Below are 19,713 nucleotides of genomic sequence, written 5' to 3' on the forward strand. Positions count from 1 at the left end.
ACGATCATGAGCGCCATGCCAAACCAATCCTCCGCCCCCGCCACCCCCATTCGCCAGGAAGCGCCCGCCCCTTCGTCGGGCACGCCGAAGCGCAAGAAGATCATGCTGACCATCGCCTCCGTGTTCGCGGTGGCGGCGATCGGCTACGGCGCCTACTGGGCGCTGGTCTCGCGCTTCATCGAAGATACCGACAATGCCTACGTGCAGGGCAACGTGGTGCAGGTCACGCCCCAGATCGCCGGCACCGTGTCCAAGCTCTACGCGGACGACACCCAGGTGGTGAAGGCAGGCCAGCCTCTGGTCAGCTTCGACACCGCCGATGCGGAAGTCGGCCTTGCCCAGGCGGAAGCCCAGCTCGCACAGACGGTGCGGGAGGTTCGCACGCTGTTCGCCTCGCAAGCCCAGTCGGGCGCCAACCTGAGCATGCGTGATGCCGAACTCGCACGCGCGAAGGACGATCTCGCGCGCCGACGCGCCCTCGCCGGCTCGGGCGCCGTTTCGTCGGAGGAAATCCGCCATGCCGAGTCAGCGGTGAACCAGGCCCAGGCCGCGGTGAACGCCGCCAAGGAGCAGCTGAGTTCCGGCCGCGCGCTGACGGAAGGAACGACCGTCGCCAACCACCCGAACGTGCAGCGCGCCGCCGCCCGTGTACAAGAAGCGATGCTGGCGCAGCAGCGCTCCATCCTCTACGCGCCGGTCAGCGGCGAAATCGCCAAGCGCAGCGTGCAGGTCGGCCAGCGGGTCAATCCCGGCGCGCCGCTGATGGCCATCGTTCCCCTCGACCGTCTGTGGGTGGACGCCAATTTCAAGGAGTCGCAGCTGCGCGAAATGCGTGTCGGCCAGCCGGTGACGCTGACCGCCGACGTGTATGGCGGCAAGGTCAAGTATGACGGCAAGGTGGTCGGCCTCGGCGCCGGCACGGGTTCGGCCTTCGCCCTGCTTCCGGCGCAGAACGCGACCGGCAACTGGATCAAGGTGGTGCAGCGCGTGCCGGTGCGCATCTCCCTCGATCCGAAGCAGCTCGCGGAACATCCGCTGCGCATCGGCCTGTCGATGCACGCCGAAGTGGACCTGCATGACCAGGGCGGCGCGCCGCTCGGCAATGCCGTGACCGTGGCCACCCAGCAGGAAAGCACCGCCGGTCCCGCCGACAACAAGGCGAAGGAACGCATCGACGCGATCATCGCCGCCAACCTCAAGTAAAGCCATGCAAGCCAAACCGCATGTCGTGCCGCCGCCCGAACCCTTGCGCGGCGGCGCGCTGATCCTCCTGACCATTGCCGCGGCGCTGTCGACCTTCATGGAAATCCTCGACATCACCATCGCCAACGTGTCGATTCCCACGATTGCCGGCGCACTCGGCGTCTCGACCAGCCAGGGCACCTGGATCATCAGCGCCTATTCGGTGGCGGCGGCGATTGCCGTGCCGCTGACGGGCTGGCTCGCCCGCCGCATCGGCGAAGTAAAGCTGTTCACCACCTCCGTGCTGCTGTTCACGCTGATGTCGACGCTCGCCGCGTTTTCGGTCAACCTGCAGATGCTGGTTGTGCTCCGCCTGCTGCAAGGCCTGGTGTCCGGGCCGATGGTGCCCCTGTCGCAGACGCTGCTGGTCCGGAACTTCCCGCCGGAAAAGCGCGGCGCCGCCATGGGCCTGTGGGCGATGACGGTGATTCTCGCGCCGATCGCCGGGCCGCTGCTCGGTGGCTACATCAGCGACAACTACCATTGGTCATGGATTTTCCTGATCAACATTCCGATCGGGCTGTTCGGCGCCCTGACGGTCTGGAGCCTGATGCGCACGCGCGAAGCGCCGACGGTCAAGACGCCGCTGGACATCGTCGGCCTGGTGCTGCTCGTCACGGGCGTCGGCAGCCTGCAGCTGATGCTGGAAATCGGCAAGGACTACGACTGGTTCGCTTCGCCGTTCATCACCACGCTCGCGGTGATCGCGGTGGTCGCCATCACCTTCTTCATTGCCTGGGTGCTGACCTCGCGCAATCCCATCGTTGAACTGCAACTGTTCCGGGACAAGAATTACCGCTACGGCGTGATCCTGCTGTCGGTCGGTTTCATGACCTACTTCGGCACCGTCGTGATCGTGCCCTTGTGGCTGCAAGCGGTGATGGGGTACACCTCGGCGCAGGCCGGCGCGGCGATGGCGCCCATCGGCATCTTCACGCTCATCCTGTCCCCCATCATCGGCCGCAACATCCAGCGGCTCAACCTGCGCCTTCTCGCGACCTTCGCTTTCATCGTGATGGGCGCCATCTCGCTGTGGAATTCGCACATGACGCTCGACGTGGGCTTCTGGGACATCGTCAGCCCGCGTCTCATCCAGGGCATCGGCATGGCCTGCTTCTTCCTGCCCATCCAGTCGCTGATGCTGTCGAACATCACGCCCGACCACATGGCGGCGGCCTCCGGCTTGTCGAACTTCCTGCGTACCCTGGGCGCGGCGATTGGTACAGCCGTCAGCGTGACAAGCTGGGAACATCTCTCATCCTTGCACCATGCCCGACTGATGGAAAACGTCTCAGTGTATTCCCCTGCCAGCAACGAGATCTTTGCCGGCTTGCAGGCTGGCGGGCTCTCGATCGAACAGGCCTACGGCGTCGTCGAGCGCATGGTGACGGCACAAAGCTTCATGCTCGCGACGAACGAGTTCTTCATGTATTGCGCCCTCGCCTTCTTCTCGCTGACCGGCTTAGTGTGGCTGACGCGGCCAAAGAGGCTGGCCGGCGCGCCGATGGCGCATTGACATCTGGGAGGGCGTGGCCAGTCATCTTTCCGCTGGTCGCGCCTGATCGCTTGTGATTCCCGCGAAGGTGGAATTTCAATCTTGGAGTCACGCCATCGAACACGAATGCCCGCTTTCCACCTGCCCAAAAAAAAGCCCGCTTGACGCGGGCTTTTTTACATCGGTCGACTGACTCGATCAGGCTTGTTCGCCGTAGACCGACACGGTGACATCAACCACCACGTCGGTGTGCAGCGCGACGGGAATGGTGAAATCGCCAACCGTCTTCAGCGGGCCCTGGGGCATGCGAACCTGTGCCTTTTCGACCGGGAAGCCAGCCTTGGTGACGGCTTCGGCGATGTCGGCGTTGGTCACGGAACCGAACAGACGGCCATCCACGCCGGCCTTCTGGCCAACGCGAACGGTCATGCCGTTCAGCTTTTCACCCTGGGCTTGCGCTTCGGCGAGCTTCTCGCCGGCGGCCTTTTCCAGTTCAGCGCGCTTTGCCTCGAACTCGGCGACTGCGGTCGCGGTTGCGCGGCGTGCCTTGCGCTGGGGGATCAGGAAGTTGCGGGCATAGCCGTCCTTGACCTTGACGACTTCACCGAGGTTGCCGAGATTAACGACTTTTTCCAACAGAATGACTTGCATGTTTTTCTCCTATGTCGCAGTCGTCAATCAAGCGTTGTGCAGATCGGTGTACGGCAGCAGCGCGAGGTAGCGTGCGCGCTTGATGGCCGTATCCACTTGACGCTGGTAGTGTGCCTTGGTACCGGTCAGACGTGCGGGCATGATCTTGCCGTTTTCCTGGACGAAGTCCTTCAGGGTGTCCACGTCCTTGTAGTCCACTTGCTCAACGCCTGCGGCGGTGAAGCGGCAGAACTTCTTGCGCTTGAACAGCGGGTTCTGCTGCTGGCGCTTCTGTTTCAGTTTGCTCTTGTCGAATTTTTTACCGAATGCCATGGTTGGCTCCTGTATTTAAAGATCTGGTGTCAATGCCTCGATGCCCGTGAGGTGAAAGACGAGGCTTTTGCTGTTTCGATTTTTCCTGGCGAGGAAGCCGGTGAACCTAAGGGTCTCTCCCAATGCGGCCCGGTCAAGCGTGCCTGAAATTTCGCCGGCGGCTATCGCGGCGATTTCAAACTCGACTTGGCGCTGGATGCCCGCTTCGACCTGGTCCGAACGGTGCAGCAGGATGGCCGACACGATCGGAATGCCTGCCGGCGTGTACCTGAGTACGTCGCGTTCGGCGATGCTGGCAATGAGTTGAAGCTGGTTCACGCTCCCCGGCGCGGGAAATTACGATGCGGTTGCCTCGGCGCGCTGGCTCTTGGCAGCGTCTTCCTTCTGGACAGCCTTCATCATCGGGGACGGACCGGTCTCGGCCTTCTTCATCTTGACGGTCAGGTGGCGAAGCACCGCGTCATTGAACTTGAAGCCGGTCTCGATTTCCTCGAGGGTCTCGTTGTCGCACTCGATGTTCATGCAGACGTAGTGCGCCTTGGCCAGCTTCTGGATCATGTAGGCCATCTGACGGCGGCCCCAGTCTTCAACACGGTGAACCTTGCCGTTGCGGGCGGTGACGATGCCCTTGTAACGCTCGATCATGGCGGGCACTTGCTCGCTCTGATCCGGATGGACGATAAATACGATTTCATAATGACGCATGTAAGCTCCTTTTGGACGGATTGACAATCGCCCACCCTGGCGTCAACTCAGGTGTGGGAAGGGAAAGCCCTCGATGATAACCTGCCGGGAACCAAAACTCAATGGTGACGGCGCGATATCTCGCCCGGATCCGTCCGGACAAAAAAATTCCTGGCAAAAGCTTGCAATGACAAAAATCCTGTATAAAAATACAGGCTGATTGCATGAACAGGAAAAGTGCGTCCAGCGCCTTTAAACATTGCCATGATTAAACTTACAGCGCGTCAGGAACAGATTCTCAACCTGATCCGGGAAGCCATCGACAACACCGGCTTCCCTCCCACACGAGCAGAAATCGCTGCCGAACTCGGCTTCCGCTCCGCCAATGCAGCCGAGGAACACCTCCAGGCACTGGCCAGAAAGGGCGCGATCGAAATCGCCCCGGGCACATCCCGCGGCATCCGGCTCAAGGACATGGGAGAATCCGGGCCTCGCCTCGGCGCCCGGCAGTTGTCCCTCCCCCATCCCGCCATCATGCAGCTCAGCCTGCCGCTGATCGGCCGCGTGGCCGCAGGTTCGCCCATCCTGGCGCAGGAACACATCGAGGCGACCTACAACGTCGACGCCTCGCTGTTCTCCGCACGTCCCGACTTCCTGCTGAAGGTGAAGGGACTCTCCATGCGCGACGCGGGCATCATGGACGGGGACCTCCTCGCAGTCAAGAAAATCGATGCCGCCAAGAATGGCCAGATCGTGGTCGCCCGACTCGGCGAGGAAGTCACGGTGAAGCGCTACAAGAAATCGGGCTCGCTGATCGAACTGCTGCCCGAGAACCCTGACTTCAAGCCCATCAAGGTAGATACCGACAAGGACGAGTTCGCCTTGGAAGGCTTGGCTGTCGGCCTGCTCCGCGCCTGGGGTTAAGCTGGAATCAGCCGGGGATTCCATACGGGTCTGACCTCGGCTCACTTGCCAATGTCGCCAGCGCTGCCAATGCCGTTTCGCGGCAGCGCCAGGAGACCCACTTGGAATGCAAACCGCCTATTTGCGCGACTTCTCCAGGATCAGGCGCGCAATGCCTCGCAGGATGTTCACCTCTTCCGTCTCCAGACCGGTCCGTGAAAAAAGTCGCTTGAGACGTGGCATCAGCTTTTTCGGATTGGTTGGATCGAGGAACTCAAGCGCGATCAAGGCCTCTTCAAGGTGGGCATACATGCCATCGATCTGCGCGAGACTGGCAGCCTCGCCCTGGAAGCCGACCAGGCCCGCGGACAAGGGTTGCTCTTCCAGCACTGCCGTCCGCACCTCATAAGCCAGCAATTGCACTGCTTGCGCGAGATTCAGCGAGGAGTACGCCGGATTGGCGGGAATGTTGATGAGCACGTTGCACTTCGCGATCACCTCGTTGGACAAACCATAACGCTCGCTGCCAAAAATCAGCGCGGGCACCAGGTCGGTTCGCGCCCCGAGTTCCGCGGCGAGTTTCCTCGGGCTCGCTACCGGCGGCGAGTATTCCCTCAAGCGCGCGCTCAATGCCGCCGCGTAGTTGCAGCCTTCAAGCGCTTCCTCGATGGAACCCACCACGCGTGCCTGAGCAAGCACATCCAAGGCTCCACTTGCGAACGCAATCGCCTCTTCGTGCTCCAACGCATCTGAAAACCGCGGATTGACCAGCACGAGTTGCGAGAACCCCATGGTCTTGATGGCACGCGCTGCCGCGCCGATGTTGCCTGGATGGCTGGTCTCGACAAGCACGAAACGTAGCTTTTCGAAAAGAACGGAAAGAGAACTAGGGGATTGTGGCTGGTTCATTTAAAATAGCGGCATCGCAGGCGCAGCAGTGCGCCGCATCGCTCCTTAATCAACATTTCCTGTGGTTCCGCACGCGGTAGGCGACGGTACCGCAATTCTAACGGAAGCCCGACGGAACACCTTATGCATCCCATGCTGAATACGGCTGTCAAAGCCGCCCGACGCGCTGGAACGGTCATCAACCGCGCCACATTCGACCTCGATCGCATCAAGGTCACCGAAAAAGGACAAAACGATTTCGTCACCGAAGTCGACAAGGCCGCCGAGCAGGCCGTCATCGATGTCCTCAAGACCGCGTACCCGGACCACGCCTTTCTCGCCGAGGAAACGGGCGCTTCCGCCAACATGCACGACCAGCATGAGAACGTCTGGATCATCGATCCCATCGACGGCACCACAAACTTCATCCACGGCTTTCCGCAATACTGCGTCTCGATTGCCTTGCAGCAGCGCGGCCAGATTACCCAGGCCGTGGTTTACGACCCGACCCGCAACGACCTGTTCACCGCCACAAAGGGCGCGGGTGCCTACCTGAACGAAAAGCGTATCCGCGTGAGCCGCCGCGACAAGATGGCCGATTCCCTTATCGGCACCGGCTTCCCCTTCCGCGACAACGATCAGCTCGACGAATACCTCAAGATGTTCCGCATCATGACCGAGCGCTGCGCCGGCCTGCGCCGTCCCGGCGCGGCCGCGCTCGACCTCGCCTACGTTGCCTGCGGCCGTCTCGACGGCTTCTTCGAGAAAGGCCTGCATCCCTGGGACATGGCCGCCGGCTCGCTCCTGATCACCGAAGCGGGCGGCATCGTCGGCACCTTCGCGGGCGAATCCGACTACCTGTACAACGGCCAGGTGCTCGCCGGCTCGCCCAAGATCTTCGCGCAGATGGTGCAGCTGCTGTCCCCCTTCGCCAAGTAATTTCCCCTGTCGCGCGGCCGGCCAGACCGCCGCGCGCTTTCACGTTGCGCCGCGGGCGACGCCGTCGCCGCTGCGCCATCCCTTTTTTTGAAGAGACTCCATGTCGTTTACCGAACTCGGCTTGACCGATGAAATCGTGCGCGCTGTCACCGAACAAGGCTACAGCGCCCCTACCCCCATCCAGCGCCAGGCGATTCCCGCCGTCCTGCAAGGCGGCGACCTGCTTGCCGGCGCCCAGACCGGCACCGGCAAGACCGCCGGCTTCACGCTGCCCATCCTGCAGCGCCTGGTGAAGTCGCCGGTAAAGCAGGTTGGCCGGTCGCGCGCGATCCGCGCGCTGATCCTCACGCCCACTCGCGAACTCGCTGCACAGGTCGAGGAAAGCGTGCGCACCTACGGCAAGTACCTGAAGCTGCGCTCGGCCGTCATTTTCGGCGGCGTCGGCATCCATCCGCAGATCAAGCTGCTGCAGGAAGGCGTGGACATCCTGGTCGCAACGCCGGGACGCCTGCTCGACCACATGCAGCAAGGCACCATCGACCTCAGGCACATCGAGATTCTCGTGCTCGACGAAGCCGACCGCATGCTCGACATGGGCTTCATCCGCGACATCCGGCGCGTGCTCGCCGCACTGCCGCCGCAGCGCCAGAACCTGCTGTTCTCCGCCACCTTTTCCGACGAGATCAAGGCGCTGGCCGACGGCCTCCTGAATTCGCCCGCCACCATCGAAGTGGCGCGCCGCAATTCCACGGTCGAAGTCATCACCCAGAAGATCCACCCGGTCGACCGCAACCGCAAGCATCCCCTCCTGAGCCACCTCATCCGCAGCCAGGACTGGACGCAGGTGCTCGTGTTCACGCGAACCAAGCACGGCGCCAACAAGCTGGTCGAGCAGCTCGAGAAGGATGGCATCAGCGCGATGGCCATTCATGGCAACAAGAGCCAGTCGGCCCGCACCCGCGCCCTGTCCGAGTTCAAGGAAAACAAGCTGCGTGTCCTGGTAGCCACCGACATCGCCGCGCGCGGCATCGACATCGACCAGCTGCCGCACGTGGTGAACTATGACTTGCCGAACGTCCCGGAAGACTACGTTCACCGCATCGGCCGCACCGGCCGGGCCGGCGCCACCGGCGAAGCGGTGTCCCTAGTGTGCGTGGACGAACACGACATGCTGAAGGGCATCGAAAAGCTGATCAAGCAATCCCTGCCCCGCGAAGTGGTCCCCGGCTTCGAGCCCGACCCGAATGCCAAGCCGCAGCCCATCCAACTGCGCAGCAATGACGGCCCGCGCCATCGCCAGCCCTCGCGCAAGCCGGCTCAGCAGGCCCGGCCGGCCCAGCCGAAACCCGCACAGCCCTCAGGCGAGCGCCGGTCTCCCGCGCCCGCACCCGCTGCCGGGGATGCGCCGGCACGCCGCCGCCGCAGGCGCAAGCCCGCCGCCACGGCCGCCTGAATGCCGCCCTTGCAAGCTGCACGACGACCTCCATTTCCCCAGTAAAATGGAGGTCTGATTCAGACTGTCGACGCGAAAGAAGCACATGGATTTGAAGCCCGTCGTTTTGCCCGCGAAGGACGCGGTTGCCCAGCCGCTGGATGAACTGCTGGCCGGCCACACGCCGATGATGCAGCAGTATCTCCGCATCAAGGCCAGCTATCCGGAGACGCTGGTGTTCTACCGGATGGGCGATTTCTATGAACTCTTTTTCGAGGACGCGGAAAAAGGCGCGCGCCTGCTCGGCATCACGCTGACCCAGCGCGGCGCGTCCAACGGCAACCCGGTGAAGATGGCCGGCGTGCCGTTCCATTCGGCGGAGCAGTATCTCGCCAAGCTGATCCGCTTCGGCGAATCCGTCGCCATCTGCGAGCAGATCGGCGATCCGGCGACCAGCAAGGGACCGGTCGAGCGCAAGGTCATCCGCGTCGTCACCCCGGGCACGCTGACCGACTCCGACCTCTTGCCGGAAAAGGCCGAACGTCCCCTGCTCGCCGTCTGCGTCTCGCAGCAGCGCAAAGGCACGAGCATCGGGCTGGCATGGCTTTCGATGGCCAGCGGCGCGCTGCGGCTAATGGAAATCGGCGGCGACGCCAAGGCCCTCGACACCCGCCTGCGCCAGGAACTGGAACGCATCTGCCCGGCGGAGATCCTGGTGTCGGACGATCTCGACCAGTTCGGGATCGACAAGGCCGGCGGCAAGCTGACGCACGCGCCGCAATGGCACTTCGACCAGGAGCACGGCAGGAAGGCCTTGCACGAACAGCTCGGCGTGGCCAGCCTCGACGGCTTCGGCGCCGAAAGCTGCACCGCCGCCATCGGCGCGGCCGGGGCGCTCCTGCGCTATGCCCAATCCACGCAAGGCAAAGGCTTGCAGCACGTGCGCAGCCTCGCGGTCGAAACCGAAAACGAATACATCGGCCTGGATGCGGCGACCCGTCGCAACCTCGAGCTGACCGAACCGCTGCGCGGCCAGGAAGGCGGCGCCACCGCGCCGACGCTGTTTTCCCAGCTCGACCATTGCCGGACCTCGATGGGCTCGCGCCTGCTGCGGCACCTGTTGCATCATCCTCGGCGCGACCAGACCGTCGCCAAGGCCCGGCACGCCGCCATCCACGCCCTCATGGGCGGCGATGCGTCCTCCGGCCTGGCGACCACCCTGGCCGCGGTGCCCGACATCGAACGCATCACCACGCGCGTCGCACTGCTGTCGGCGCGGCCCCGAGACCTCGCAGGCCTGCGCGCCGGCCTGCAGCAACTGCCTTCGCTGCGCGCCTACGTTGCCATGTGCAACAAGGAAGCCGATGCCTCGCTGCTGCGCGCGATACACAATGCCCTCGCCACGCCCGGCGAATGCCTCGACCTGCTCGAACGCGCGATCGCGCTCGAACCGGCGGCACTGGTGCGCGATGGCGGCGTGATCGCCCGCGGCTACGATGCCGATCTCGACGAACTGCGCGCGCTGTCGGAAAACGCGGGCCAGTTCCTCGTCGACCTGGAGACCCGCGAACGGGCGCGCACAGGCATTGCCAACCTGCGCGTCGAATACAACAAGGTGCATGGCTTCTACATCGAAGTCACCAACGGGCAGGCGGACAAGGTCCCTGACGACTACCGGCGCCGGCAAACCCTGAAGAACGCGGAACGCTACATCACGCCGGAGCTGAAGGCGTTCGAAGACAAGGCGCTGTCGGCGCAGGAACGCGCGCTCTCGCGCGAAAAATTCCTCTACGACACCGTCCTGCAAGAGATGGCGCCCCATATCGGCGCCCTGCAGCGGATTGCCCGCGCGCTGGCCCAGCTCGACGTGCTGGTGGCGCTTGCCGACCATGCCGCGCGCAACAACTGGTGCGCTCCGCAACTCGTGGACGAACCTTCGATCTGCATCGAGCAGGGCCGCCACCCCGTGGTGGAAAACCAGATCGAGCGATTCATCGCCAACGACTGCCTGCTCACCACCGAACGCAAGCTGCTGCTGATCACCGGCCCGAACATGGGCGGCAAGTCGACCTTCATGCGCCAGGTCGCGCTGATCACCCTGCTGGCCTACGTCGGCAGCTTCGTGCCGGCGGCGAGCGCGCGCATCGGGCCGATCGACCGCATCTTCACGCGCATCGGAGCGGCCGACGACCTGGCCGGCGGGCGTTCCACCTTCATGGTGGAGATGACCGAATCGGCGGCCATCCTGAACGGCGCCACCGAGCAATCGCTGGTCCTGATGGATGAAGTCGGACGCGGCACCTCGACCTTCGACGGCCTCGCGCTCGCCTGGGCGATCGCCCGGCACCTGATCGAAGCGACCCGCAGCTTCACGCTGTTCGCCACGCACTACTTCGAGCTCACGCAATTGCCCGAGGCACATCCGTCCGCCGCGAACGTCCACCTTTCGGCGGTCGAGCACAAGGACCGCATCGTCTTCCTGCACGCGGTGCAGCCGGGCCCTGCGTCGCAAAGCTACGGCCTTCAGGTGGCGCAACTCGCGGGCGTGCCGCAGGCCGTGATCCGGGCCGCGCGCAAGCACCTGGCGTCGCTGGAAGCGCATTCGGTGCAATCGACCCCGCAATTCGACCTCTTCGCCTCGCCCGCCTATGAAACCGGAACGGCGACGGCGGAGGATTCCGCGCCGCAGGCCGCGACCATGCCGCCCGCCACCGCGGAAGTCATCGATGCCCTCGCCGAACTCGATCCCGACGCGCTGACGCCGCGCCAGGCGCTGGATGCGCTGTACCGGCTGAAGCAGTTGACGGCATCGTGAACCCGCAACGCGGCCCTTCCGGCAGCGACCGGCGCGGGCAACGGCGTCATGCGTTCCCGCGCCTTCTTACCTGCGCCTTCCTGCTTGCGCTGGCGCATGGGAGCGCAAGCCTGGCGGCGCCGCGCGAATTCACCTTCGGCATACTCGCGCACGCGGCGCAGGGCCCGGATCCGGAACAGGCGCTGCGCACCGCGATCGCCGACACCGATGACGAAAACCACGCCTTCGTGGTGGCGAGCGGCCTGAAGACAGACAAGGAACCCTGCAACGATGCGCTCTACGAGCGGCGTGCAGAGGTGCTCAAGTCGGCGAAGAACGGCATCGTCCCTTCGCTGGCCGCGCATGACTGGTCGGCGTGCACCACGGATGGCGCGGCGCCCTCGCCTTCATCCGCGATCGGCCGCCTGGCCCGCCTCAGGGACCTGCTCTATGCGGATGATTTTTCCCTCGGCGGCAGCCGGATTCCGGTGGTCCGCCAGTCATCCAACGTGAAGTTTCGCGCGTACGCGGAGAACATGCGGTGGGAGATCGAGGGCATCATGTTCGCGACCGTCAACCTGCCCGCGAACAACAACAACTTCGTGGCTGACGCAGGACGAAACAGCGAATTCGAAGATCGCCTCGTGGCGAACCGCGACTGGCTGCGGCGGGTCTTCCTGCATGCCGCCAAGATGAAGGCGCGCGGCATCGTGCTGTTCTGCGACGGCAATCCGCTGGCCGTCCAGGCAAATGTCAGGCGCGACGGATTCACGGAAATCCGCCGCCAGCTGCTGGGCCTGGCCAAGGAATTCGAAGGCAGGATACTGGTGGCGCATGGCCAGGCGCCGGACGGCGCCAAGCCGGCGGGAACGATTGCCTGGAAGGGAAACCTCGGGGAATTGGCCGCGTACGAAGGAATCTTTCGCCTCGCCGCGGGCGGAACCAGTCCCGGCATATTTCGACTGGTGACGGACTTACCCCAGGCGACCATCCGGCCGTAACCTCTTGCGCGGAGGCTGGCCGGATGCTGCCCTGCTGAATCGGTACTTCGGTTTTACTGCAGCGGATGGCTGCGGAAATGATCGCCCGCCTCGCCTTCATCCTCGTCGTCGCCGTGGTCATGACCGTGGTGACCATGCGCGCCATGCACATGACCGTGCGAGACTTCTTCATCGCTTGCCGCGCGCACCTCGGCGACCTTGAGCGCGAAGCGTAGCGCGATGCCGGCGAGCGGATGATTGCCATCGAGCACGACCTTGTCGTCGGCGATCTCGGTGACGGTGAAGATCATGGATTCATCGCCGGCGTCGTCGCTGTCGGGCGTGCCTTCGAACTGCATGCCGACCTCGATCGGCTCGGGCAAGCGGCTGCGCGATTCGATCTTCACGAGATCGGCGTCATACTCGCCAAAGGCATCTTCCGGTTCGACCTGGAGGATGGTTTCGAAACCGGGCTCCTTGCCATCCAGCGCCTCTTCGATCTTCGGCAGCGTGTTTTCGTAGCCGCCGTGCAAGTAGACCATGGGTTCGCGGCCTTCCTCGATCAGGTTGCCCTGCGCGTCCGACAACGTGTAATGAACAGAGACGACGGTATTCTTGGCAATCTTCATGGTCTTTCCTTTCAAATGACAGACTGGCATTATACGCTCCAGCCCAAGACCGGACCGCTTGCGTCCGCATTCGCCGCACTTCCTCCTCACCCGATCCATGACAAAACTTGCTTTGCTCGGCGGTATGACGCCGCAACAATTCCTGCGTGATTACTGGCACAAGAAACCGCTGCTGATCCGCCAGGCCATTCCCGGATTCCAGGCCCTGCTGAAGCGCGAGGCCCTGTTCGAGATGGCCTCGCGCGACGACGTCGAATCGCGCCTCATCTCTCACTTCGACAATCACTGGGAAATGCAGAAGGGCCCGCTGTCCGCGCTGCCTTCCGTCGCGAAGGAGCAATGGACCTTGCTCGTGCAAGGCGTGAACCTGCACGACGATGCCGCCGACCAGCTCATGCAGCAGTTCCGCTTCCTGCCCGACGCGCGCCTCGACGACCTCATGATCAGCTACGCAACCGACGGCGGCGGCGTCGGTCCGCACTTCGATTCGTATGACGTTTTCCTGCTGCAGGCGCACGGCAAGCGGAGGTGGCGCATCGGGGCGCAGAAGGACCTGTCGCTCGTCGAAGGCATGCCGCTCAAGATCCTGAAGAACTTCCGTCCCCAGGAAGAGTATGTGCTCGAGCCTGGCGACATGCTCTACCTGCCGCCGCACTATGCCCATGACGGCATCGCGGAGGGTGAATGCATGACCTACTCGATCGGCTTCCGCACGCCGCACTACCAGGAACTCGCCGAAGCCTTCCTGCAATTCATGGCCGACACCATCGAGATCGAAGGACGGTATGCCGACCCTGACCTGGCACCGGTAAGGCATCCCGCCGAAATCAGCACGGCCATGGTGGGCAAGGTGAGCGAAGAGATCGCGAAGATCCGCTTTTCCGAAGACGACATCACCGTCTTCCTCGGCGAGTATCTCTCCGAACCGAAGTCCACAGTATTCTTCGACTCGCCCGACAAGCCCTTGTCGCCCGCGCGCTTCCGCAGTGCCGCGCTCAAGCGCGGCGTGGCGCTCTCGCGCAAGACGCGCATGCTGTATCGCGGCGGTCACGTCTTCATCAATGGTGAATCGTTCCGTGCGGGACGCGCCGACAAGCCTTCGCTGGTTCGTCTTGCCGATGCGCGAAGACTGGCGCCCGAGGAGGTCGGCGCCGTGTCGGAAGACGTTTTCGAAGCGCTTCTTGCGTGGTACGAGGACGGCTGGCTGGAACTGGGTTGAGGTCCGGTGCGCCGACCGGCGCACCTTGTTTCAAGGATGCTGCAAGGCGGGACGCGATTGGGGAGCGCTTTGCTTTTCCCCGCGGAATCAGAACCGTTGCATGCTTACAAAACGCTGACTTTCCGATATGAGCGTCCTCTCCTGTTGCAAAAAGTTCGCTATAATTGCGTGTTAGGAAGTTTTCAGCCGTCGCAGTGCAACAATCTAGTTTCCTGTTGAAAACGCCTACGAGCGATAATTACCGGTAATTATTCATCGCGCACAATATTTTGATAAACCTTGAAGGAACATTCATGAAAAAGACCCTGTTGATCGCTTCCCTGCTGGCTGTTGCTCTGGCTGCTTGCGGCAAGAAAGAAGAAGCTGCTGCTCCCGCACCCGCACCGGCTCCGGCAGCATCCGCACCGGCCGACACCGCACCCGCTGCTCCCGCTGCATCCGCACCGGCTGCTTCCGCAGACGCTGCTGCTCCCGCTGCTCCGGCTGCTTCCGCACCCGCTGCTTCCGCAGACGCTGCTGCTCCCGCTGCTTCCGCACCGGCTGCTTCCGCACCCGCTGCTGCTGCAGGCGCATCCGCTTCCAAGTAATCGTCAGATTACAAAAGCAAAGCCGACCATCCGGTCGGCTTTTTTCATGCCTGTCCAGTTCTGCACGGCCTGAATGCGCTGGTTTGAGCTCTCCCCGGGACAAGTACCGGTATCGTTTTCCGCATCGTCCTCAGCGTCGTTTTCCTAACGGCGTTTCAGCACGACGCCGCGCGCCTTCACCGGGCGGTATTGCGGTTTCGCCTCGCTGCGCAATTCAGTCAATGCATGCAGGATCACCGTGCGCGCGCCCATCAAGCCGAGCACACCCATGAACGCCGCGACCACGACGTCCGGCCAGCCCGTGCCCGTACCGAACACGCCGAGCGCCGCAAGCATCACGGCCACGTTGCCAATCGCATCGTTGCGGGTGCAGAGCCAGACGGCGCGCATGTTTGAATCGCCATTCCGGTAAGCGTACAGCAGCGCCGCCACGAATCCGTTCGTGACCAGCGCCAGCATGCCGATCAGGCCCATGGTCTCCGCCTTGGGCACCGTGCCGCTGAAGACATGCCAGCCGGTCACGGCAAGCACGCCGGCGCCGTACAGCCCCATCATCGCGCCCTTGACCAGCGCGGTTCGCGAGCGCCACACCGGGGCGAGTCCGAGTACGAACAGCGACACGCCATAGTTGGCGGCGTCGCCGAAGAAGTCCACGGCGTCCGCGAGCAGGGATGCCGACCCGGCATTCCACCCTGAAAGCATCTCAACCACGAACATTCCCGCATTCAACACCAGGGCAATCCACAGCACGCGTCGATACGCCGGATCGACGGGCGGCTTGTCCGAAGAACATCCTCCATTACAGCACGCAGACATCATCACTCCTTTCTTGTATATTGCGATTACAAACCCTGTAGCCGCTACAGGGTCAAGCGATTTTCAGGAGTGACGATGCGAATTGGCGAATTGGCGAAACGGGCGGGCACCGACGTGGAAACGGTGCGCTATTACGAGCGAAGCGGACTGATCAAGGAGCCGGCCCGCAATACGGCGGGGTACCGCGCCTATCGGGAAGACCAGCTCGAGCGGCTGCAATTCATCCGCCACTGCCGGTCGCTGCAAATGTCCCTGGCGGACATTCGCGTCCTGCTCGATTTGAAGGATGATCCGGCCGCGGGATGCGAGGAAGTCAACCGGCTGCTGGATCATCATATCGAGCGGATCCGCGAACAGGTCATGGCGCTGCGCCAGCTGGAGACGCAACTGACCACGCTGCGCCACCAATGCGGCGCGCCGCAGTCGATCGGCACCTGCGCCATCATGCAGAACCTGTCGGAGTCGGCCGAACGCCAAGAGTGCGCCTGCCATGATGGCAATGCGGAGCGTGCAGCACACTAAGCGGACGCGAAATGCTTGCTAGATAACGTCGGTCCAGCCGAAGCCCTCTTCCTGGCAGGCGATGCGCAGTGCGATCGCCATGCCGCCGATACCCTCTTCCAGCGCGGCTTGCGCCAATTGCGGCGTATTGTTCTGCTTGCTCAGGTGGGCGCCAATGACGGTCTTCAGCCGGGACTTGTCGAGCGAGCGCAGGATGTCCGTGCTGGAAGCATTCGAGAGATGGCCGAACTTGCCGCCGATGCGTCGGCGCAGCGAAGGTGGATAGGTGGAATTCGCGAGCATCTCGAGATCGTGATTGCATTCGAGCAGCAAGGCATCGCATCCGCCCAGGGTTTCTACGAGGTAAGGCGTGACATGGCCCGCGTCGGTCAGCACGCCAAGCCGGCGGGCGCCATCGCTCGCGACATATTGCAGCGGCTCGCGCGCATCATGCGGCACGGTGTAGGGCAGCAGCAGCAGGTCGCCGATGCTGAAGGCTTCGCCATCGCGGCAAAGCGATACCTCGACGCCGTCGGCGTCGCGTCGCGCCGCCTGATACGTGCCGTAGGAAAGCCACACCGGGATGCGGTGCCGCCGCGCGAACTTGAAGACGCCGCCGACATGGTCGGAATGCTCATGCGTGACGATCACCCCGGACAGGCTCCCGGCTTGCACGCCGAGCCGCTCCAGTCGGCGTTCTGTTTCGCGGATGGTGAAGCCGCAGTCCAGCATGACCGTAGTGCTGGTCGTGCCGGATGCGGCGGTGATCAGGAGCGCATTGCCTTCGCTGCCGCTCCCAAGGCTGGCAAATTTCAAGAGAAAGACGTCGGAAGTGGGACTTACTTGAGCTGTTCGTTGAGCAGCGACAGGATCTTGTCGGCGGCGGCGGAATTGTCAGGCTTTCCGCTGCCATCCTGGACCTGGACCTGGCTGTTGCCGGAGACGGAACGCACCTTCACGCGATAACGCTGCGCCGTCTTCGCCTTGTCGTCGGAGCCGAAGCTGAAGAGCTTGGCGAAGAAGCCCTTCTCCGTCTTGGCATCGGTGTTCGGGTCGATGTAGCGCACGAAGTACACGCCTTCGGTGCGATCGCGGTCTTCCACGGTGAAGCCGACGCGGTCGAGCGCCAGACCGACACGCCGCCATGCGCGGTCGAAGGCTTCGTCGACCTGGACGTAGTTGCCATTCGCATCCTTGACCATGCGGGCCCGCACCGGCTGCATCGGCGTGCTCTCGACGCTGGCCTTGGTGACCTGAGCGCGTGCATTGTCGGCGCCGAGCCGGGCCATCAGGCGCGACAGGAATTCGGCCTCGAGTTCGGGATCCGGATTGCGCGGCGTCCACATGGTGGTGTCTTTTTGCGTGCCGACCAGGACTTCCTGCATGCCGCGATGGCTGATGTAGATCTCGGTCGTGCCATCCGGTCCGCGTTCCAGGCGGGTGCGGAACTTGTCGCGCTCGCCGGTGGAGTACAGGGAATCCAGCGCCTTGCCGATGGTGCTGCGGATGATGTCCTGGGGAATCTTGGCGCGGTTTTCCGCCCAGTCGGTTTCCATGACACCCGCCTGCGGGTTTTCGGAATTGATGAGGAAACCGGAATCCTGCCAGAAGTCCTTCACTTGCGGCCAAAGGACTTCGGGGGCCTGCTTCACGACCAGCCAGCGCTGGCTGCCGGCGCGCTGGATCTGCATGTCGGGCGCGCTGTTGGCGGCGATGACCACGCCGGTGGAGGGACGAGCGCCCTGCGCCTGGTTGAAGCCCGACGCGGTGGCGGTGCCGCGGTTGGTATCGGGAATGGCATAGCGGTTTTCCCGCTGGAGCTGGGTCAGGTCCGGCGGCACTTCGAGAGTAGGCGCCTTGCCTGCGCTTTTATATTCGACCTTGTCCGGTTCCAGCAACGATCCGACCGAGCTGCAGCCGGCCAAACCGGCCACTGCCAGCGCAAGGGGAAGTCCACGTCGTACGATCAGAGTCTTGTTGCGAATAGTCATGTCGAAGCTAGAAAAGTCTCAGGAAGTTGCCCGGCCGCTATGGAGGCGGCGCTTATTGTAATACGCCGGATTCGCGCAGCGCGGCGCGCACCGTGTCGTGCAGGGAATCGGCGAGCGGCACGAGCGGCAGGCGGATGCCGGCCGGCATCAGGCCCATCTCGGCCATCGCCCACTTGACCGGCACGGGATTCGGCTCGACGAAGAGCTTGGCATGCAGCGGCAGCAGCTTGTTGTTGATGGCCACCGCCTCGGCAACCTTGCCGTTCATGGCGGCCATGCAGAGTTCATGCATGCCGCGCGGGGCAACGTTGGCGGTCACCGAGATATTGCCGCGCGCGCCGCAGAACATCAGCGCCATCGCGGTCGGATCGTCGCCGGAGTACACCGAGAAGCTCTTGGGCGCCAGGCGCAGCAGCTCGGTGCCGCGCCCGATGTTGCCGGTGGCATCCTTCACGCCGATCACGCCAGGAACTTCGGCGAGGCGCAGGATGGTCTCGTTGGACATATCGGCCACGGTGCGGCCGGGAACGTTGTACAGGATGGCGGGCAGGTCCACCGACTCGACGATCTTGCGGAAGTGCTGGTACATGCCTTCCTGCGTCGGGCGGTTGTAATAGGGGACGACCAGCAGGGAGGCATCGGCGCCGACTTCCTTGGCGTAGCGGGTCAGCTCGATGGCTTCCGCCGTGGAATTGCCGCCCGTGCCGGCGATGACCGGGATGCGCTTCGCGGTGTGTTCGACCGCGAGCCGGATCAGTTCGCAATGCTCTTCGACGGACACCGTCGGCGACTCGCCGGTGGTGCCGACGATGACGATGCCGTCCGTGCCTTCCGCGATATGCCAGTCGATCAGCTTGCGCAGACCAGGCAGGTCGAGACTGCCGTCCGGATGCATGGGAGTGACGATGGCGACGATGCTGCCTTGAATCATGGTGATCTGATAACCGAATGAGGTAAAGCGATGATTGTAGCGGATGTCCGCTCCCGTGGGGAAACCCCGGCGTTCATTCCGCGCCTTCAGCCTGCCCGGCCATCGATGCGCAAGGCGGTCGCCGGCTGTCCGGGCGCGGCCTTCATGACGCAGATGCGCTGCACCATGGCCGGCTTCGGGGCATCGACATAGCCGTCTTCGTAGGCGATGACGCGCAGTTCGCTGTCGCGCGCCATCTCGAGCAGTTCCCCGGGCTGCAGCAGGAAACGCGGGCTAGACGGCCTGCCGAACTGCTCGTTGCCGGTGGCGAAGGTCTCATAGATGAGCACGCCGCCGGGCGCGAGGCAATCGAGGATGCCGGGGAACAGCGGCCGGTGGAGGTAGTTCGTGACCACCACGCCGGCGAAGGCCGCCGCCGGAAACGGCCAGGCGGCCGGCGCTTCGTCGGTGCCTTCGAGATCGACCTGCCAGGTAACGATGCCCTCCTGGGCGGCGCGGGCCAGGGCCTCGGCGTCGCGGTCGACAGCCAGCACGGGATGGCCGAGCGCGGCCAGCAGGCGGGCGTGCCGGCCGCCGCCACAGGCAAGGTCGAGCACCTCTCCAGACGGGATCAGCGGCGCGAAGCGAAGCACCCAGGCCGAGGGCTGGTCTTGCGCGGCATGGGGTCCGGGCGCAGGTTGGGAAGCCGGCTCGGAAGCGGGCAGCGAATCGGCGCTCAT

At 63.7% G+C, this 19,713-nt stretch carries 21 protein-coding genes; 10 read left to right on the plus strand and 11 right to left on the minus strand.

From position 1 onward, the window contains the following. The first annotated feature begins 6 nt into the window (after nucleotides 1-6). Both G3574_RS02275 and G3574_RS02280 read left to right on the plus strand, forming a co-directional pair. Nucleotides 7-1,203 carry an HlyD family secretion protein gene (locus G3574_RS02275; RefSeq protein WP_163960379.1) on the plus strand — a complete coding sequence of 399 codons (1,197 nt, stop codon included), beginning with the start codon at nucleotides 7-9 and terminating at the stop codon, nucleotides 1,201-1,203. A gap of 4 nt (nucleotides 1,204-1,207) precedes the next feature. Then, nucleotides 1,208-2,758 (plus strand): DHA2 family efflux MFS transporter permease subunit, encoded by a 1,551-nt coding sequence (locus tag G3574_RS02280; protein WP_163960380.1) that lies wholly within the window; start codon nucleotides 1,208-1,210, stop codon nucleotides 2,756-2,758. A 177-nt stretch (nucleotides 2,759-2,935) separates the two neighbouring features. On the opposite strand, the gene rplI is transcribed toward G3574_RS02280, so the two are convergent. From rplI to rpsF, 4 genes are read right to left on the minus strand one after another with little or no spacing between them, the layout of a single operon-like run. Then, nucleotides 2,936-3,388: a 50S ribosomal protein L9 gene (gene rplI, locus G3574_RS02285; RefSeq protein ID WP_163960381.1), complete on the minus strand. Its 453-nt coding sequence runs from the start codon at nucleotides 3,386-3,388 to the stop codon at nucleotides 2,936-2,938. A gap of 27 nt (nucleotides 3,389-3,415) precedes the next feature. After that, nucleotides 3,416-3,700 carry a 30S ribosomal protein S18 gene (gene rpsR / locus G3574_RS02290; RefSeq protein ID WP_007882558.1) on the minus strand — a complete coding sequence of 95 codons (285 nt, stop codon included), beginning with the start codon at nucleotides 3,698-3,700 and terminating at the stop codon, nucleotides 3,416-3,418. A 15-nt stretch (nucleotides 3,701-3,715) separates the two neighbouring features. After that, nucleotides 3,716-4,018 carry a primosomal replication protein N gene (gene priB, locus G3574_RS02295; protein WP_163960382.1) on the minus strand — a complete coding sequence of 101 codons (303 nt, stop codon included), beginning with the start codon at nucleotides 4,016-4,018 and terminating at the stop codon, nucleotides 3,716-3,718. An 18-nt stretch (nucleotides 4,019-4,036) separates the two neighbouring features. Further along, nucleotides 4,037-4,405: a 30S ribosomal protein S6 gene (rpsF, locus tag G3574_RS02300; RefSeq protein WP_163960383.1), complete on the minus strand. Its 369-nt coding sequence runs from the start codon at nucleotides 4,403-4,405 to the stop codon at nucleotides 4,037-4,039. 243 nt (nucleotides 4,406-4,648) lie between these two features. Here rpsF and lexA point away from each other — a divergent pair, with 243 nt between their 5' ends. Further along, nucleotides 4,649-5,308 carry a transcriptional repressor LexA gene (gene lexA, locus G3574_RS02305; protein ID WP_163960384.1) on the plus strand — a complete coding sequence of 220 codons (660 nt, stop codon included), beginning with the start codon at nucleotides 4,649-4,651 and terminating at the stop codon, nucleotides 5,306-5,308. 117 nt (nucleotides 5,309-5,425) lie between these two features. Here the strand turns inward: lexA and G3574_RS02310 are convergent, their stop codons facing one another. Continuing rightward, nucleotides 5,426-6,196, minus strand: coding sequence for an RNA methyltransferase (locus G3574_RS02310; protein WP_163960385.1), 771 nt, complete (start codon nucleotides 6,194-6,196; stop codon nucleotides 5,426-5,428). A 132-nt stretch (nucleotides 6,197-6,328) separates the two neighbouring features. Between G3574_RS02310 and G3574_RS02315 the strand changes: the two genes are divergently transcribed. The 4 genes from G3574_RS02315 (at nucleotide 6,329) to G3574_RS02330 (ending at nucleotide 12,341) form a co-directional block, all read left to right on the plus strand. Further along, nucleotides 6,329-7,114, plus strand: coding sequence for an inositol monophosphatase family protein (locus G3574_RS02315; RefSeq protein ID WP_205609623.1), 786 nt, complete (start codon nucleotides 6,329-6,331; stop codon nucleotides 7,112-7,114). 100 nt (nucleotides 7,115-7,214) lie between these two features. Then, complete coding sequence (locus tag G3574_RS02320; RefSeq protein ID WP_163960387.1) at nucleotides 7,215-8,567, plus strand: DEAD/DEAH box helicase; 1,353 nt, start codon at nucleotides 7,215-7,217, stop codon at nucleotides 8,565-8,567. Between the two features lie 166 nt (nucleotides 8,568-8,733). After that, nucleotides 8,734-11,361, plus strand: coding sequence for a DNA mismatch repair protein MutS (mutS, locus tag G3574_RS02325; RefSeq protein WP_205609634.1), 2,628 nt, complete (start codon nucleotides 8,734-8,736; stop codon nucleotides 11,359-11,361). Further along, nucleotides 11,358-12,341, plus strand: a complete 984-nt coding sequence (locus G3574_RS02330) for a hypothetical protein (protein ID WP_163960388.1) — start codon at nucleotides 11,358-11,360, stop codon at nucleotides 12,339-12,341. Before mutS ends, G3574_RS02330 begins: the two co-directional genes overlap by 4 nt. A gap of 53 nt (nucleotides 12,342-12,394) precedes the next feature. Here the strand turns inward: G3574_RS02330 and G3574_RS02335 are convergent, their stop codons facing one another. Further along, the gene (locus G3574_RS02335) at nucleotides 12,395-12,949 is read right to left on the minus strand and encodes an FKBP-type peptidyl-prolyl cis-trans isomerase (protein WP_163960389.1); all 555 of its coding nucleotides are present in this window, start codon (nucleotides 12,947-12,949) and stop codon (nucleotides 12,395-12,397) included. 97 nt (nucleotides 12,950-13,046) lie between these two features. Here G3574_RS02335 and G3574_RS02340 point away from each other — a divergent pair, with 97 nt between their 5' ends. Both G3574_RS02340 and G3574_RS02345 read left to right on the plus strand, forming a co-directional pair. Beyond that, on the plus strand, nucleotides 13,047-14,168 hold the full coding sequence (locus tag G3574_RS02340; RefSeq protein WP_163960390.1) for a ribosomal protein uL16 3-hydroxylase: 1,122 nt from the start codon (nucleotides 13,047-13,049) through the stop codon (nucleotides 14,166-14,168). Nucleotides 14,169-14,461: 293 nt separating this feature from the next. After that, nucleotides 14,462-14,755 (plus strand): hypothetical protein, encoded by a 294-nt coding sequence (locus G3574_RS02345; protein WP_163960391.1) that lies wholly within the window; start codon nucleotides 14,462-14,464, stop codon nucleotides 14,753-14,755. Between the two features lie 144 nt (nucleotides 14,756-14,899). Here G3574_RS02345 and G3574_RS02350 read toward each other — a convergent pair whose 3' ends face one another. Beyond that, nucleotides 14,900-15,574, minus strand: a complete 675-nt coding sequence (locus tag G3574_RS02350; protein ID WP_163960392.1) for a cation transporter — start codon at nucleotides 15,572-15,574, stop codon at nucleotides 14,900-14,902. Nucleotides 15,575-15,646: 72 nt separating this feature from the next. Between G3574_RS02350 and cadR the strand changes: the two genes are divergently transcribed. Next, on the plus strand, nucleotides 15,647-16,093 hold the full coding sequence (gene cadR / locus G3574_RS02355; protein ID WP_163960393.1) for a Cd(II)/Pb(II)-responsive transcriptional regulator: 447 nt from the start codon (nucleotides 15,647-15,649) through the stop codon (nucleotides 16,091-16,093). Nucleotides 16,094-16,111: 18 nt separating this feature from the next. Here cadR and G3574_RS02360 read toward each other — a convergent pair whose 3' ends face one another. From G3574_RS02360 to G3574_RS02375, 4 genes are all read right to left on the minus strand, one after another. Beyond that, nucleotides 16,112-16,888 (minus strand): MBL fold metallo-hydrolase, encoded by a 777-nt coding sequence (locus G3574_RS02360; protein WP_163960394.1) that lies wholly within the window; start codon nucleotides 16,886-16,888, stop codon nucleotides 16,112-16,114. 23 nt (nucleotides 16,889-16,911) lie between these two features. Next, nucleotides 16,912-18,063 (minus strand): outer membrane protein assembly factor BamC, encoded by a 1,152-nt coding sequence (gene bamC, locus G3574_RS02365; protein WP_163960395.1) that lies wholly within the window; start codon nucleotides 18,061-18,063, stop codon nucleotides 16,912-16,914. A 52-nt stretch (nucleotides 18,064-18,115) separates the two neighbouring features. Then, the gene (dapA, locus tag G3574_RS02370; protein ID WP_163960396.1) at nucleotides 18,116-18,994 is read right to left on the minus strand and encodes a 4-hydroxy-tetrahydrodipicolinate synthase; all 879 of its coding nucleotides are present in this window, start codon (nucleotides 18,992-18,994) and stop codon (nucleotides 18,116-18,118) included. 86 nt (nucleotides 18,995-19,080) lie between these two features. After that, the gene (locus G3574_RS02375) at nucleotides 19,081-19,713 is read right to left on the minus strand and encodes a class I SAM-dependent methyltransferase (protein WP_163960397.1); all 633 of its coding nucleotides are present in this window, start codon (nucleotides 19,711-19,713) and stop codon (nucleotides 19,081-19,083) included.

Origin of the sequence: Noviherbaspirillum galbum, assembly GCF_010974945.1 — a bacterium.
Classification (GTDB): Bacteria; Pseudomonadota; Gammaproteobacteria; order Burkholderiales; family Burkholderiaceae_D; genus Noviherbaspirillum; species Noviherbaspirillum galbum.

What these genes read in the sequence shown, in the direction of transcription:
- G3574_RS02345 (WP_163960391.1), top strand. Translation starts at nt 14,462, where the DNA reads ATGAAAAAGACCCTGTTGATCGCTTCCCTGCTGGCTGTTGCTCTGGCT.
- dapA (WP_163960396.1), bottom strand. Translation starts at nt 18,994, where the DNA reads ATGATTCAAGGCAGCATCGTCGCCATCGTCACTCCCATGCATCCGGAC.
- G3574_RS02340 (WP_163960390.1), top strand. Translation starts at nt 13,047, where the DNA reads ATGACAAAACTTGCTTTGCTCGGCGGTATGACGCCGCAACAATTCCTG.
- G3574_RS02315 (WP_205609623.1), top strand. Translation starts at nt 6,329, where the DNA reads ATGCTGAATACGGCTGTCAAAGCCGCCCGACGCGCTGGAACGGTCATC.
- G3574_RS02375 (WP_163960397.1), bottom strand. Translation starts at nt 19,713, where the DNA reads ATGAGCGCCGATTCGCTGCCCGCTTCCGAGCCGGCTTCCCAACCTGCG.
- G3574_RS02335 (WP_163960389.1), bottom strand. Translation starts at nt 12,949, where the DNA reads ATGAAGATTGCCAAGAATACCGTCGTCTCTGTTCATTACACGTTGTCG.
- mutS (WP_205609634.1), top strand. Translation starts at nt 8,734, where the DNA reads ATGATGCAGCAGTATCTCCGCATCAAGGCCAGCTATCCGGAGACGCTG.
- rpsR (WP_007882558.1), bottom strand. Translation starts at nt 3,700, where the DNA reads ATGGCATTCGGTAAAAAATTCGACAAGAGCAAACTGAAACAGAAGCGC.
- lexA (WP_163960384.1), top strand. Translation starts at nt 4,649, where the DNA reads ATGATTAAACTTACAGCGCGTCAGGAACAGATTCTCAACCTGATCCGG.
- G3574_RS02310 (WP_163960385.1), bottom strand. Translation starts at nt 6,196, where the DNA reads ATGAACCAGCCACAATCCCCTAGTTCTCTTTCCGTTCTTTTCGAAAAG.
- rplI (WP_163960381.1), bottom strand. Translation starts at nt 3,388, where the DNA reads ATGCAAGTCATTCTGTTGGAAAAAGTCGTTAATCTCGGCAACCTCGGT.
- G3574_RS02320 (WP_163960387.1), top strand. Translation starts at nt 7,215, where the DNA reads ATGTCGTTTACCGAACTCGGCTTGACCGATGAAATCGTGCGCGCTGTC.
- G3574_RS02275 (WP_163960379.1), top strand. Translation starts at nt 7, where the DNA reads ATGAGCGCCATGCCAAACCAATCCTCCGCCCCCGCCACCCCCATTCGC.
- G3574_RS02350 (WP_163960392.1), bottom strand. Translation starts at nt 15,574, where the DNA reads ATGATGTCTGCGTGCTGTAATGGAGGATGTTCTTCGGACAAGCCGCCC.
- cadR (WP_163960393.1), top strand. Translation starts at nt 15,647, where the DNA reads ATGCGAATTGGCGAATTGGCGAAACGGGCGGGCACCGACGTGGAAACG.
- rpsF (WP_163960383.1), bottom strand. Translation starts at nt 4,405, where the DNA reads ATGCGTCATTATGAAATCGTATTTATCGTCCATCCGGATCAGAGCGAG.
- G3574_RS02280 (WP_163960380.1), top strand. Translation starts at nt 1,208, where the DNA reads ATGCAAGCCAAACCGCATGTCGTGCCGCCGCCCGAACCCTTGCGCGGC.
- bamC (WP_163960395.1), bottom strand. Translation starts at nt 18,063, where the DNA reads ATGACTATTCGCAACAAGACTCTGATCGTACGACGTGGACTTCCCCTT.